This window comes from Streptomyces sp. NBC_00554 (assembly GCF_041431135.1).
GTDB lineage: Bacteria > Actinomycetota > Actinomycetes > Streptomycetales > Streptomycetaceae > Streptomyces.
Map to the genome: position 1 here is coordinate 5,921,436 of NZ_CP107799.1, position 12,225 is coordinate 5,933,660.

Genomic DNA, 12,225 nt, shown 5'->3' on the forward strand with positions numbered 1-12,225 from the left:
CCACCCGTGGGGTGCCGTGCCCTTCAGCGTGCCCGTAGATCTTTCAGCCTCTCCGCCGTTTGTGGAGGGCGCCACCGTCCCCAACCCCCACCCACCCGTGGGGGCTGTGCTCTTCAGTCCCGGGCCGGGGGAGATCTTTCAGCCTGTCCGGCGTTTGAGGACGAGCGCGTTCAGCGCGATACGGGGGTCTGGGGGCGGAGTCCCCAGGAGCAAGGGATGGGTAGGGGCGGAGGGGGCGAAGAAGCGCCTTTGTCGGGCCCCGGTGCCGGGGGTGGGTCAGCCGGCGGTCAGGCGGGCTGGGGTGGTGCCTGACAGGAGTGTGGTGAGGGCGGTGTCGATGTCGGGGCCGAGGAACCAGTCGCCGGTGTGATCCAGGGCGTACACGCGGCCTTCCGCGTCGATGGCCAGGAGGGCTCGGCTGTCGGACTCCTCGCCGAGGGGGCAGACCTCGGTGTCGAGGGCGCGGCCGAGGTCGCCGAGGGTGCGGGCCAGGTGGAGGCCGTGCAGGGGGTCGAAGTGGAGTGCGGCGGGGGCGATCTGGCGGCCGGGTCCGGGTGAGGTGACGTGGAGGCCGCCGAACTCCGCCCATGCCTCCACCGCCGCGGGGAACACGGCGTGCTGGTGACCGGCAGGCGACTCGTGCCCGCGCAGGGCGTCGGCCCAGTACTCGGCCTGCTTTATGTCCCAGCGCCCGGGCTGCCACCCGGCAGAGCGCAGCGCGGCGTCCACGGGGACGGAGAAGCGTGTGGTGGAGGTGCGGTCGGCGTGCATCTGCCCTTCGTTCGTCGAGTGTCAGGGAGGCGGGGGCGGCCGTCGGGGAGCGGGCGCCTTCGCTGTCGTACGTGAGCGGTGGAGTGGTTGTGGTTCAGGCGTCCGGCGCTGTCGGGTCGACTACGCGTACGCCGAAGTGGTCGCTGAGTGCCGTGCAGGAGCGGCAGGGCGCGGCGAAGCTGCCGTGCAGCGGGTCGCCGTCCTCGCGGATGCGGCGGGCGGTGAGCTTGGCCTGCTTGAGCGCCTTGCGGGCCTCGCCGTTGGTCATCGGCTTGCGTCCGGCGCGCTTGCTGCGGGTGGCGTCGGCTGAGGCGATGTGGCGGGAGATCAGGATCGCCTCGGCGCAGCGGCCGGTGAAGCGGTCGCGTTGTGCGCTGGTGAGGGTGTCGAGGAAGTCCTGCACCAGCGGGTGGAGGGTGGGTGGCTGGTCGCCGCGAGCCGCTGTGCCGGTGAGGGTCTCGCCGCGTACCGAGAGGGCGGCGGCCACGGTCGGGAGTATGCCGTCGCGGCGGTGCAAGAGGGCAGGGGCGTGCGGTGTCTCGGCGCTGCTCCAGCCGACCCGTGGGTCCCCGGACGTGCCCATATGCGTCGCGCTCATGATCGTTATTCCCTCCCGTGCATCCCCCGGTGCGGAGACAGACTGCCAAATGGCGTGGTCGGTGGGGAAGCTGGGGCTGCGCGACACGCCCGGTCTTCGTCGCACCGTCACGGCGGGGTGACGGCAGGTCACGGAACCAGAGGCCCGGTGACCGGTGTCGTACAACCGCATAGGCTGTCGACATCCGCGATCCATACCGCTATTGACGACGCCGCAGGGGGCAACCGCCATGACGACAGGTCGGCTCGGGCAGCAAGCCGCGCCGCCGAACGCGGCATACGCCGGGCAGGTCGTACATTTCCCGGACCCGGTCCGGGCGGCCCGCCACCCCAGAGGGGTGCGGATCGACGAGTACGGCTATCCCGATTTCTCGGCGTACGCGCGTGCCGCCGCGGAGATTGCCGAGCCCCCGGAGGGCTTCGGCGTGGACGAGTTGAGGCTCACGGACTATGTCTCCGCGAACGCCGCGCTCGCCGCCTCAGGACACGACCTGTGGGACACGATCCCCGCGGTGGCGACCCCGCACGGCTGGACCTGGCACCACGTGCCGGGCACCCGGCGGCTCGAACTCGTCCCCGTGGACGTGAAGGCGCTGCTGCGGCACCACGGTGGGCTCGCGACCGCGCTGGTGGATCAGGACAAGCGGGGTACGCGACCGTTGCAGGAGACGCGGCCCGTGCATTTCGGGCTGCAGAAGTCGTTGGTCGCGGTGACCGAGCAGCAGGTGCAGGGAGTTGAGGAGGACCTCGGCTACCGGCTGCCCGGTGCGTATCGGTCCTTCCTGAAGGCGGCCGGGGGCTGCGCGCCGGTGGGCGCCGCGCTGGACGCCGAGTTGGGGCTGCTCGTCGACCAGCCCCTCTTCACCGTGCGCGACGAGGCTGCCCTCAACGACCTCGTCTACATCAACAAGTGCCTGCGCGACCATCTGACCAAGGACTACCTGTGCGTCGGCTTCGTGCAGGGCGGTCTGCTCGCCGTGAAGGTCAAGGGCGACGCGATCGGTTCGGTCTGGTTCTGCGCGTACGACGATGTCCGCGATCAGGATGCCTGGCCGCCGGCGGAGCGGGTGGCGCGATTGCTGCTGCCCTGCGGTGCGGACTTCGACCAGTTCCTGTCCCGGCTCGCGGGCAATCCGCCGGAGCTGGAGACGGTGGCGAACCTGATGGTGGACGGCGGCTTCGCGCGGGCGGTTCCCGTCTCCGCGGCGGCTTCGGCGTCCGCGGCCGGTTCGGGGTCCGGGGCCGGGTCCGGTTCGGGGTCTGCGGTGGCTTCTGCGTCTTCGGTGGGGGAGTGAGCTTTCGATGGTGACCTTCGCGCAGGCGCAGGAGCGTGCGGAAGAGTGGATCAACGGGGATGTGGTCACGTATCAGCACCGTGAGGTGCGGGTACGGGAGTTCGAACTCGGGTTCGTGGTGTGGGCCGAGGACCGGGCCGACGGTCCGCGTTCCGACGGGGGCGCGCAGCGGCTGGTCATCGCCCGCGACAGCGGGGAGGCCACGTTGTGGCCCTCGCTGCCGGTGGGTGAGGTCATCCGCCGGTACGAGGAGCAGTACGGGGTGCCGGACGCTGCTCCGGAAACGGCGCCGGCTCCTCCCGCTCGCGTCGACCTGAACCAGACGTCCTTCTTGTTGAGTCCCCCTGAGTGGTTGCAGGAGGCCGCGGACAAGTTGGGGATTCCGGATCGGCGGGGTGGGAGTGGGAGTGGGGGTGGGGCCTCGGACGGGGCGGGGGCTCGTGCCGCTGCGGGTTCGGGCGCGGCTGCCGGGGGTGGAGTGCCGAACGGGTCCTCTGGGGCTGGGGTGCACTCCGTGCCCTCTCCGGCCGATGCGCCACCGGTTGATGCGCCGCCTGCGCACTTCGTGCCGGGTGCGCCTTCGGCTCCCGGTGGGGGGACGGCGTGGCCCGCGGCCGGCGGCGCTCAGGACGCGGGGGCGCCGGGCATGCCCGCCGACGCGACCCCCTGGGCTGGGACCGACACCAACGCGGACTCCGGCGACGACCGTTCCGTACCTCTGCCGGCGACCGTGTTCGCGCCGCCACTGACCGACGTCAACGACGGCGGTACCCCGCCCGGCCCGGCGCCGGATGCCAAGACCGCCTTGATGTCCGGGGGCAGCCAACTTCCGCCCACGGCTCAGGCTCCGGCGGTCGGCGACCCCAACTCCCCGCGGCCGTCCGCCTTCTCGCAGGGGCCGAACGCGCCGCAGGGTCCGGGTGCGCCGCCCAGCGCTCCGCCCTCGTACGGCTATCCGCAGGGTCCCGGTGGTCCGCAGGGCACGCCCCCTCCGGGCGCACCTTCGTACGGCTATCCGCAGGGGCCGGGCGGAGTACCGGGGACGCCGCCTCCCGGCGTGCCGCAGGGCGCGCCTCCTCCGGGTGCGCCTTCGTACGGGTTCCCGCAGGGGCCGGGTGGTGTGCCAGGGACTCCGCCGCCCGGTGTGCCGCCGGTTCCGGGCGCTCCTGGTGCGACGCCGCCCGCCGCGCCCTCGCGCCCCAGCGCCGGTGACATCGCCGACGCCGCGACCAGCAAGGCGCAGCCTCCGAGGGGCGCGCGGAGTGGGGCGAGCGCCCCGCCTCCGCCGAGTGCGCCGGGAGTGCCGGGCGCGCGGCCCGGGAGTGCGCCTCCGCAGTCCGGGCCCGGCGCTCCGGGTACGCCCGCGGGTGGGTACGTGCCGACGCAGCTTGTCTCGCAGCTCGGGCCGGACGGGCCTGAGGGGTCTGCAGGGACGCGTGCGCCTGGTGCGCCCGCGGCACCTGGCGCTCCGGGGCAGCCCGGCGTGCCCGGGGCGCCCGGTGGTCCGAACACTCCGGGCGGTGTTCATCACGCCGCGACGATGTTGTCGGGGCCGGCTGTCGGGGGTCCCGGCGCGCCGCAGCCGCCGGGTGCGCCGGGCGCTCCCAAGCCGCCGGGCGTCCCTGGTGTGCCCGGGGCGCCGAACCCCGCTGGTGGTACGCCCCCCGGCGCTGTTCATCACGCCGCGACCATGCTCTCGGGCCCGCCCGTCGGGGGCCCTGGCGCACCGCCGCTTCCGCACGCCCCCGGAATGCCTCCGGGTGCGCCCCAGCCTCTGCCCGGACAGCCGTTGGGCGGTCAGCCCATGCCGGGTCAGCCCGGGGCCCCTGGTCAGCAGCCCCCGGCGTACGGCTATCCGCAGGCGGGGCAGCCGACCGTCGGGCCCGGGTATCAGGCCGTGCTGCGTTATCGGGCGCAGGATGGTTCCGAGCAGCAGTTGATCCGGCGTTCGGCGCCGGGGACGCCGCATCCGGAGTGGCAGATGCTGCATGAGCTGCGGGCGATGAATGTGCCGCCGCAGCAGGTGCTGGAGTTGCACACGGAGTTGGAGTCCTGTGAGCTGCCGGGCGCGTACTGCGCGCGGATGATCAGGGAGACCTGGCCGCAGGCGAGGATCACGAGCATCGCGCCGTACGGCACGGATCACGCGAGCAGGCAGCAGGGAATGGGGCAACTGCTCGCGCACCAGGGGGAGTTGCACCAGGTGGCGGACGGGCCGGCGCGGCCCGCGCCGGTGCGGGCGCCGATTCCGCCGGTGCAGCCCGCGCCGCCGATTCCTCCGGAGGCGATCGGGCAGGAGCTGGCGGCGGCGTTCGGGCCGGGGGTGTTCCGGTTCGACCAGGTGGCCGTGTCGCGGCAGGGTGTGCCGAACATCGTGGCGCACACGCTGGTGGTGGCCGGGCTGCCGGTCGACATGGGGCCGTTCTTCTGGGCGCAGGCCCAGCCGGGCCGGCCGGTGCCGACGCTGGCGGAGCTGGCGGCGGAGCGCGGGGTGCAGCCGGCCTCGGACGCGGGCTCGTACCTCGTGATGGGCAGTGACTTCGGCAAGGCGATCTGTGTCCAGTACGGCACGGCGAACATCGTGGCCGTGCCGGTGGAGGCGGGTCCGGGCGGTGCCCCGGTGGCGCCGCAGTTCGTGAACACGGGGCTGCCCGAGTTCGCGCGCTGCCTGGCCCTCCTCGGCCGGATGTGGCGGCTGCGCTTCGGGCTGAACCAGGAGCAGGCGGGCCGCTGGACCGTCGACTTCCAGGCCCAGCTCGCCTCCCTCGACCCGGCGGCCCTCGGGTCGCCGGAGAGCTGGTGGTCGGTCCTGCTCGAACAGATGTGGGACGGCCTGCTGTAGGGCGGCCGGAGCCGGCGTACGTACGAACGAGGCGCTCGACCTGCGGGAAAGGTCGGGCGCCTCGATCATGCGGTCATGGGTATGCGGCCCGGACAGCGGGAGCGCGGGCAGGATCGCCTGCGGGAGAGTCGGCACGGGCGCCGGTGGCCCAAGCGGCTGGCACTGGCGCTGCTGACACTGGTGCTGGTCGTCGTCGCGTACGTCATCGGCCTGTACTTCTGGGGGGATTCACGTCTGCGGCACACGGACGCGTTCGACACGTACGCCGATCAGCCGAGCGCGGACCCGGGCGCGGACTGGCTGCTGATCGGGTCCGACAGCCGTTCCGAGCTGACCCCCGAGCAGCGAAAGAAGCTGCACGTCGGCAACAACGAGGTGTTCAACACCGACACGATCATGGTCCTGCACTACGGGGACAGCGGCCCGTATCTGGTGTCGATCCCGAGGGACTCGTACGTCGCCATCCCGGGGCACGGGAAGAACAAGATCAACGCGGCGTACGCGCTCGGCGGTCCCAAACTCCTCACCCGCACCGTCGAACAGGCCACCGGGCTGAAACTCGACCACTACGCCGAGGTGAACTTCCTCGGCTTCGTCGACGTGGTCGACTCGCTCGGCGGCGTCACCATCTGCGTGGCGAAGGGCGGGCTGCACGACGAGAAGTCGGGGGCCGACTTCGACGCCGGGTGCCGGCGGATGGACGGTACGCAGGCACTGGCGTACGTCCGCGCCCGGTACTCCGATCCGCTGGGGGACCTCGGGAGGGTGCGGCGGCAGCGGCAGTTGGTGAGCGCGGTCGCGGACAAGGCGATGAGCGCGGCTGTGGTGGTGCCGCCGTGGCGGCTGATTCCGTGGCTCGGGGCCTCGTTCGACGCGCTCACCGTGGATGACGGGACCGGGGTGCGGGATCTGGCGCAGATGGGGTGGCGGATGAAGGAGCTCGCGGGCGGGGAGGGGGCCACGACGACCGTTCCGGTGGGGGAGGAGACCACCGTCGACGGGGTCGGCGATGTTGTCGAGTGGGACTCCGTGAAGGCCGAACAGCTTTTCTCCGCACTTCGCGACGACACGACGATTCCGGCTTCTGACCTCAAATGACTCACCTTTGACCGGACGGATGGGCGGAGTGTCGCGTTATGAACACTTCCGTGTGATCCATCAAGATGTGCGCGAAATCGTTCGTCATTTCGTGTGTGTCCGGCGGAGAGGGGTTCAAGGATGAGCAGCGCATCGGAGCCGCCGTACGGCTTCATGGCCGTACGGGGGCGTGGTTACCGTCCCGAGCAGGTCGACGCGTACGCCGCGGCGCTCTCCCGGTATCGCGACGCCGCCTGGGAGCGGGCCGCCCGGCTGACCGTGCTGGCCAGGGAGATGGAGGCGGAGGCGGAGCGGCTGAGGGAGGTCGTGGCGACGCTCGCCCCGCAGACCTACGAGACGCTCGGTGAAGGTGCCCGGCAGATCTTCGCGCTCGGTGAGGAGGAGGCCGCGTCCGTACGGGACACCGCACGCCTGGAGGTCCAGCGGGTCGTCGACGAGGCCGAGGCGGCGGGGCAGCGCGTGCGCGAGGCCGCGGCGGCGTACGCCGACGAAGTGCGTGGTGAGGCCGAGGAACGCGCCCGGCAGCGGCTTCTCGCCGCCCGTGCCGAGGCCGACGACATGCGGATCTCGGCCCGGCGGGACGTCAAGGAGAACCGTGGTGAGGCCTTGGCCGCGCTGCGGGAGGTGCGGCAGCGCACGGAGGGGCTGCTCGCCGAGCAGGAGAAGGAGCATGCGGAGCGCTGGGAGGAGGCCGGGCGGGCTGCCGCCGAGCGGGAGGGCGCGCTCGATGCGCAGCACGTGGAGCGGGTTGCGTGCGCCGAGGCCGCGTTGTCCGAGGCCAAGCGGGCCTTTGCCGAGGCCGAGGAGTCGGCTCGGCATGGGCAGGAGGACGCGGGGGCGCGGGCCGCGGAGGTGCTTGCGGAGGCTCAGGTGCGGGAGGATCGGATTGCTCGGGAGACCGAGCGGGTGCTGCGGGAGCATGGGGAGCGGTGGGATGACGTACGGGCCCATATGGACCACGTACGGACGAGTCTGACGACTCTGACTGGGCGGGCTCCGGCGGAGTAGGTGGGGTTGCTGTTGGGGGGGGGATCTTCGCCGCTCCGCGGCGTGTTTCCCGCCCACCCGCCCGTCTCGGTCCGTTGATCGGCGCGGCTCGCCAATCCTCCTCCGCGTCATCTCCCCCCGGCATCACCCCTCCTCCTCACCGCCCCCGCCAAAATCCACCCCTCCACCGCCTCGTACTGCTTCCTCTGCTCCTCCGCCTTCTTCCGCCCCGAAACCACCGTCCCCAGCCACCCGTACGCGAACCCCAGCGGGATCGACACCAGCCCGGTCGTCGTGAACGGGAACCAGTTGAAGTCGGCGTCGGGGAAGGCGGCGGTGGGGGAGCCGGAGACGAGGTTGGTGCCGGGCATGAGGAGGAGGACTGTGAGGGTGCCGCCTATGAGGGTGGCGAGGAGGCCGGTTCGGGTGTAGCGGCGCCAGAAGAGGGTGTGGATCAGGGCGGGGGCGAGGGCGGAGGCGCCGAGGCAGAAGGAGAGGGTGATCAGGGGCTGGAGGCTGCGGTGTTGGACGAGGGTGGCCAGGAGGATGGCGACCGCGCCGACCGCCAGGGCGGATACGCGGGCCAGGAGCATCTCGCGGCGCGGGGAGAGTTCGTCGGTGTGGCGGCGGCTCCCGCGGAAGAGCCGGGCGTGCGCGAACAGGTCGTGGGCCAGGGAGTTGGCGCAGGCCAGGATCATTCCGGCGACCGAGGCGAGCAGGGTCAGGAAGATCGCCGTGGTGACGGTGGTGAAGACGAGGGTCTCGGCCGTCGAGACGTCCGGGCCGAACGCGGCCTGAGATCCCAGCAGATACGCCGTGTTGCCCTGCGGATCGGCGCCGGCGATCGCCGCGCGGCCGATCAGGGCCGTGGCGCCGAAGCCGATGACCGTGATGACCAGCACGAACAGCGCCACGCACGGCACCGCCCAGGACAGTGAGCGGCGCACCTGACGGGCGCTCCTCGCGGTGTACATGCGCATGGTGACGTGTGGCAGGCACGCGCCGCCGAGGACCACGGTGAGTTCTGAACTGATCATGTCCAGGCGGGGGTTGGCACCGCCCGAGAACTGCAGTCCGGACTCCAGGAAGGCCGGTCCCGCGCCGCTGCCCTGCGCCGCCGCGTCCAGCAGTGCGCCCGGGTTCCAGTCGAAGCGGTTCAGGATGAGTACGGCGACGACGGCGCCCGAGCCGAGCAGCATCACGATCTTCATGATCTGGATCAGCGCGGTGCCCTTCATGCCGCCGACGGCCGCGTAGCTGATCATCAGCGCGCCAAGGCCGATGACGCAGCCCGTTTTGAGGGACTCGTTGGAGAATCCGAGGATGAAGGCCAACAGGTCGCCGGAACCCGCCAGTTGGACCAGCATCAGCGGCAGCAGCGCGATGATCGTCGTGGCGCACGCGGCGATGCGCACGGAGCGTCCCGGCATTCGCCGTGCGAGTGCGTCCCCCATCGTGAACCGGCCCGCGTTCCGCAGGGGTTCGGCCAGCAGGAACATCAGCAGCACGAGGGAGAGGCAGACGCTCAGCGTCAGTACGACCCCGTCGTACCCGGCGAGCGCGATGACCCCGCACCCGCTCAGCACCGTCGCCGCGGAGATGTAATCCCCGGCGATGGCAAGGCCGTTGCGCATCGGCGACAGGGACCGGGAGCCGGTGTAGAACTCGTCGAGGTCGTCGCGGTCGGGGCCCGTCAGTACGCACAGCAGCATCGTGATCGTCACCACCGTCGTGAACGCCACCAGCGACATCGCCTGCGCCGAACTGCTGAACCCGCTCATCGTGCCGCCTCCCGCTTGGCGTCCAGCTCGGTCTGCTTGCGGATCCGGTCCGCGATCGGGTCGACACTCCGGCGCGCCGTGTACTCGTACAGCCCGATCGCCAGGCAGGCCACGGGGACTTGGAGCAGACCGAGCAGCAGTCCGGTCGAGAGCCCGCCGGAGACCCTGCTCGTCATCAGGCCCGGCGCGAACGCCGACAGGAGCAGAAAGAGGACGAAGTATCCGAGCGCCGTGAGCGTCGCCACGCGCCGCTGTCTGCGGTACGCGGTCCGGAGCAGGCGCATGTCGCTGTGCCGGCCCAGCGCGCGGTGGCGCGGCGTGCGCCTTCTCGCGGGCTCCGGCGGCGGTGGCTGCCAGGGGTAAGTGAGGCGGGAGGGCGAGGAGTTGCGGGGCGGCTCGGGCGGGAAATCCTGTGGATACGGGTACTGGTCCGGATACGGATCCTGGTCCCGATACGGATCCGGATAGGGGTCCGGATATGGATCCTGGTCCGGATACCGGTCCTGGTCGGGGTGCTGATGCTGGTCTGGGTACTGGTGCGGTGGTTGGTGCTCCGGGGACGAGAACGAGTCAGGCATCCCGTTTCTCCTTGCGTGGTGCGGGTTCCGGTGCGGACCGCAGGGAGCTTGGGGGTGGGCGAGGCACGCTACTCGCAGGTAGACGGGGTGCGGGAGTCTTTCATCGAACTGAGTGGTCGGTATGCGCTTGTTTCGGTGACCTGCGGCTTCACTCCTTCCCCTCCTGTAACGGTGGGTTCTTTGTGGCGGAAAGGTGAGCCGTGGCGGGGCGCGGGCTCAAGTGGCCGCCTGCTTAACGGAGTTGGACCAATGACACCGACTGCGGCACCTCTTCGCCGTGAAGGAGTGCATCAAGGTGCGCCACGTGGAGCAGGCGACGGCCGGCTGACGTTCTCCGTGTCCTCGGGCCCCTCGTCGTCCGCCTCGACCGCTTCGCCCGTGTCGTCCGTCTCCTTCGTCTCGCTCGCCAGTACCGGGAAGCGTCTCGGGGCCACGAACAGCAGGACCAGGAAGGCGAGTCCGGCCGCGATCGCCGCGCCGAAGTAGACGGCGTGGACCGCTTCGGCGACCGCGTGGCGGAGTTCTTCGGTGGCTGCTCCCGGTGATTCGAGGGAGCGGGTCACGGTGTCGAGGTCGCCCGCGCCGCCGAGCCGCGCGGCGAGTACCCCGTTGGCGATCGCGCCGAACAGGGCGGCGCCCAGGGTCTGGCCCGTCTGGCGGCAGAAGAGGACGGACGCGGTGGTGGTGCCGCGTTCGTCCCAGCCGACGGTCGACTGGACGCCGATGAGCAGGGGGAGTTGGAAGAGACCCAGGGCGCCGCCGAGCAGGAGCATGAGGAGGGCCGGCTGCCAGGGCTCGCCCGGGTAGGGAAGGAAGGGGAAGGCCAGCAGGATGACGGTCCCCGTGCCGATGCCGATCATGGCGGTGTTGCGGAAGCCGATGCGCCGGTAGACGTGCTGGCTGAGCGCCGCCGAGATCGGCCAGCTCAACGTCCATACGGAGAGCACGAATCCGGCGGCGATCGGGGCGAGGCCGAGGACCGCCTGCGCGTACGTGGGGAGGAAGACCGTCGGGGCGACCATCAGCAGCCCTAACGCGCCGCACGCCAGGTTCACCGCGGCGATGGTGCGCCGCCGCCACACCCAGCCGGGGATGATCGGTTCGGCGGCCCGCCGCTCGACGGCCACGACGACCGCGACCAGCGCAAGTCCCGTACCGAACAGGGCGATCGACGGTGGGGACAGCCAGTCCCAGGCGACCCCGCCCTGCACCAGCGCGGTCAGCAGTACGCCGCCGCAGGCGAAGACGGCGAGTGCGCCCGCCCAGTCGATGCGGGGCCTGGGGGCCGGTTCGCGCCGGGGCTCGTGCAGGTGGCGGACGATCAGCCACAGGGCGAGCGCGCCGATCGGGAGGTTGATGAGGAAGATCCACCGCCAGTCGGCGTACGCCGCGAGGATTCCGCCGAGCGCGGGGCCCGCGACCGCCGAAGTGGCCCACACCGTGGACAGCTTGGCCTGGATCTTCGGGCGTTCCTTGAGCGGGTAGAGGTCGGCGGCGAGTGTCTGCACCGTGCCCTGGAGGGCGCCGCCGCCCAGGCCCTGGACGATGCGGAAGGCGATGAGCGCGGCCATGTTCCAGGCGGTGGCGCAGAGCAGCGAGCCGACGAGGAAGAGGACGGAGCCCGCGATCAGCACCGGCTTGCGGCCGAAGGTGTCGGAGAGCTTGCCGTAGACGGGGAGCGAGACGGTCACGGCCAGCAGATAGCCCGAGAACAGCCAGGAGAAGACCGAGAAACCGCCAAGGTCGCCGACGATCTGCGGTACGGCCGTCGCCACGATGGTGGTGTCCAGCGCGACCAGCGCCATGGAGAGCATGAGGGCGGCGACCACGGCGCCGCGTCTGTCGGTACCGGCGCCTGTACCGGGGTGCTCGGCGGCGTCGCGTATCGCAGGTCGGGTACGGCCCACTGGATTCCTTCCCCCTGCATCTATCTGCCGGGGACACTCTGCCACTTGACCCTCACGTCGCGGCAGGGTGGACGCTGGGCGGGGTCCGGAGGTGGAGGCATCCCTGAGACGTACTCCACCGCAGGGTGGACTGCCCCTAGGGGTACCTCCGTACAAGGGCTCGGGGAGGGGTCGTACCGGCGGAGGACGAGACGGGGCGGGGTGCGTCCTTAACCTGGCTTTACGCCGTTGAGGGCGGCGGTGCGACGGCACCGCCGAGGACGGCGGACCCGCACGGCTGGGGACGGTGGCCGCACCTCTGAGGGCGGTGACCGCACCTCGGAGGGTGGGGTTTTCCCCCGCAGAAGACGGGGCCGGGCACCAGCGCGC

9 protein-coding genes are annotated in these 12,225 nt (G+C 71.5%); 4 read left to right on the top strand and 5 right to left on the bottom strand.

The window, feature by feature from the left end:
• Positions 1 to 276: 276 nt before the first annotated feature.
• Entirely contained in the window at positions 277 to 771 is a 495-nt protein-coding gene (locus OG266_RS26190) for an SUKH-3 domain-containing protein (protein ID WP_266460411.1), read from the bottom strand.
• A 94-nt stretch (positions 772 to 865) separates the two neighbouring features.
• Positions 866 to 1,369 carry a YwqJ-related putative deaminase gene (locus tag OG266_RS26195; protein WP_329547193.1) on the bottom strand — a complete coding sequence of 168 codons (504 nt, stop codon included), beginning with the start codon at positions 1,367 to 1,369 and terminating at the stop codon, positions 866 to 868.
• A 229-nt stretch (positions 1,370 to 1,598) separates the two neighbouring features.
• Between OG266_RS26195 and OG266_RS26200 the strand changes: the two genes are divergently transcribed.
• The 4 genes from OG266_RS26200 to OG266_RS26215 all read left to right on the top strand — a co-directional run bounded on the left by OG266_RS26200 (position 1,599) and on the right by OG266_RS26215 (position 7,611).
• The gene (locus OG266_RS26200) at positions 1,599 to 2,663 is read left to right on the top strand and encodes an SMI1/KNR4 family protein (protein WP_371548739.1); all 1,065 of its coding nucleotides are present in this window, start codon (positions 1,599 to 1,601) and stop codon (positions 2,661 to 2,663) included.
• 7 nt (positions 2,664 to 2,670) lie between these two features.
• The gene (locus OG266_RS26205; protein WP_371548740.1) at positions 2,671 to 5,505 is read left to right on the top strand and encodes an SUKH-4 family immunity protein; all 2,835 of its coding nucleotides are present in this window, start codon (positions 2,671 to 2,673) and stop codon (positions 5,503 to 5,505) included.
• A 75-nt stretch (positions 5,506 to 5,580) separates the two neighbouring features.
• A complete protein-coding gene (locus OG266_RS26210; protein WP_371548741.1) occupies positions 5,581 to 6,603 on the top strand; it encodes an LCP family protein in 1,023 nt (340 codons plus the stop codon).
• 120 nt (positions 6,604 to 6,723) lie between these two features.
• Entirely contained in the window at positions 6,724 to 7,611 is an 888-nt protein-coding gene (locus OG266_RS26215) for a cellulose-binding protein (RefSeq protein ID WP_371548742.1), read from the top strand.
• A 107-nt stretch (positions 7,612 to 7,718) separates the two neighbouring features.
• Here OG266_RS26215 and OG266_RS26220 read toward each other — a convergent pair whose 3' ends face one another.
• From OG266_RS26220 to OG266_RS26230, 3 genes are all read right to left on the bottom strand, one after another.
• A complete protein-coding gene (locus OG266_RS26220) occupies positions 7,719 to 9,371 on the bottom strand; it encodes a cation acetate symporter (RefSeq protein WP_371548743.1) in 1,653 nt (550 codons plus the stop codon).
• Positions 9,368 to 9,949, bottom strand: coding sequence for a DUF485 domain-containing protein (locus OG266_RS26225; protein WP_371548744.1), 582 nt, complete (start codon positions 9,947 to 9,949; stop codon positions 9,368 to 9,370). Before OG266_RS26225 ends, OG266_RS26220 begins: the two co-directional genes overlap by 4 nt.
• 290 nt (positions 9,950 to 10,239) lie before the next feature.
• On the bottom strand, positions 10,240 to 11,856 hold the full coding sequence (locus OG266_RS26230; RefSeq protein WP_371548745.1) for an MFS transporter: 1,617 nt from the start codon (positions 11,854 to 11,856) through the stop codon (positions 10,240 to 10,242).
• Positions 11,857 to 12,225 lie beyond the last annotated feature (369 nt).

Coding starts and splice junctions, on each gene's coding strand:
- OG266_RS26190 (WP_266460411.1), bottom strand. CDS start 771: ATGCACGCCGACCGCACCTCCACCACACGCTTCTCCGTCCCCGTGGAC.
- OG266_RS26195 (WP_329547193.1), bottom strand. CDS start 1,369: ATGAGCGCGACGCATATGGGCACGTCCGGGGACCCACGGGTCGGCTGG.
- OG266_RS26200 (WP_371548739.1), top strand. CDS start 1,599: ATGACGACAGGTCGGCTCGGGCAGCAAGCCGCGCCGCCGAACGCGGCA.
- OG266_RS26205 (WP_371548740.1), top strand. CDS start 2,671: ATGGTGACCTTCGCGCAGGCGCAGGAGCGTGCGGAAGAGTGGATCAAC.
- OG266_RS26210 (WP_371548741.1), top strand. CDS start 5,581: ATGGGTATGCGGCCCGGACAGCGGGAGCGCGGGCAGGATCGCCTGCGG.
- OG266_RS26215 (WP_371548742.1), top strand. CDS start 6,724: ATGAGCAGCGCATCGGAGCCGCCGTACGGCTTCATGGCCGTACGGGGG.
- OG266_RS26220 (WP_371548743.1), bottom strand. CDS start 9,371: ATGAGCGGGTTCAGCAGTTCGGCGCAGGCGATGTCGCTGGTGGCGTTC.
- OG266_RS26225 (WP_371548744.1), bottom strand. CDS start 9,949: ATGCCTGACTCGTTCTCGTCCCCGGAGCACCAACCACCGCACCAGTAC.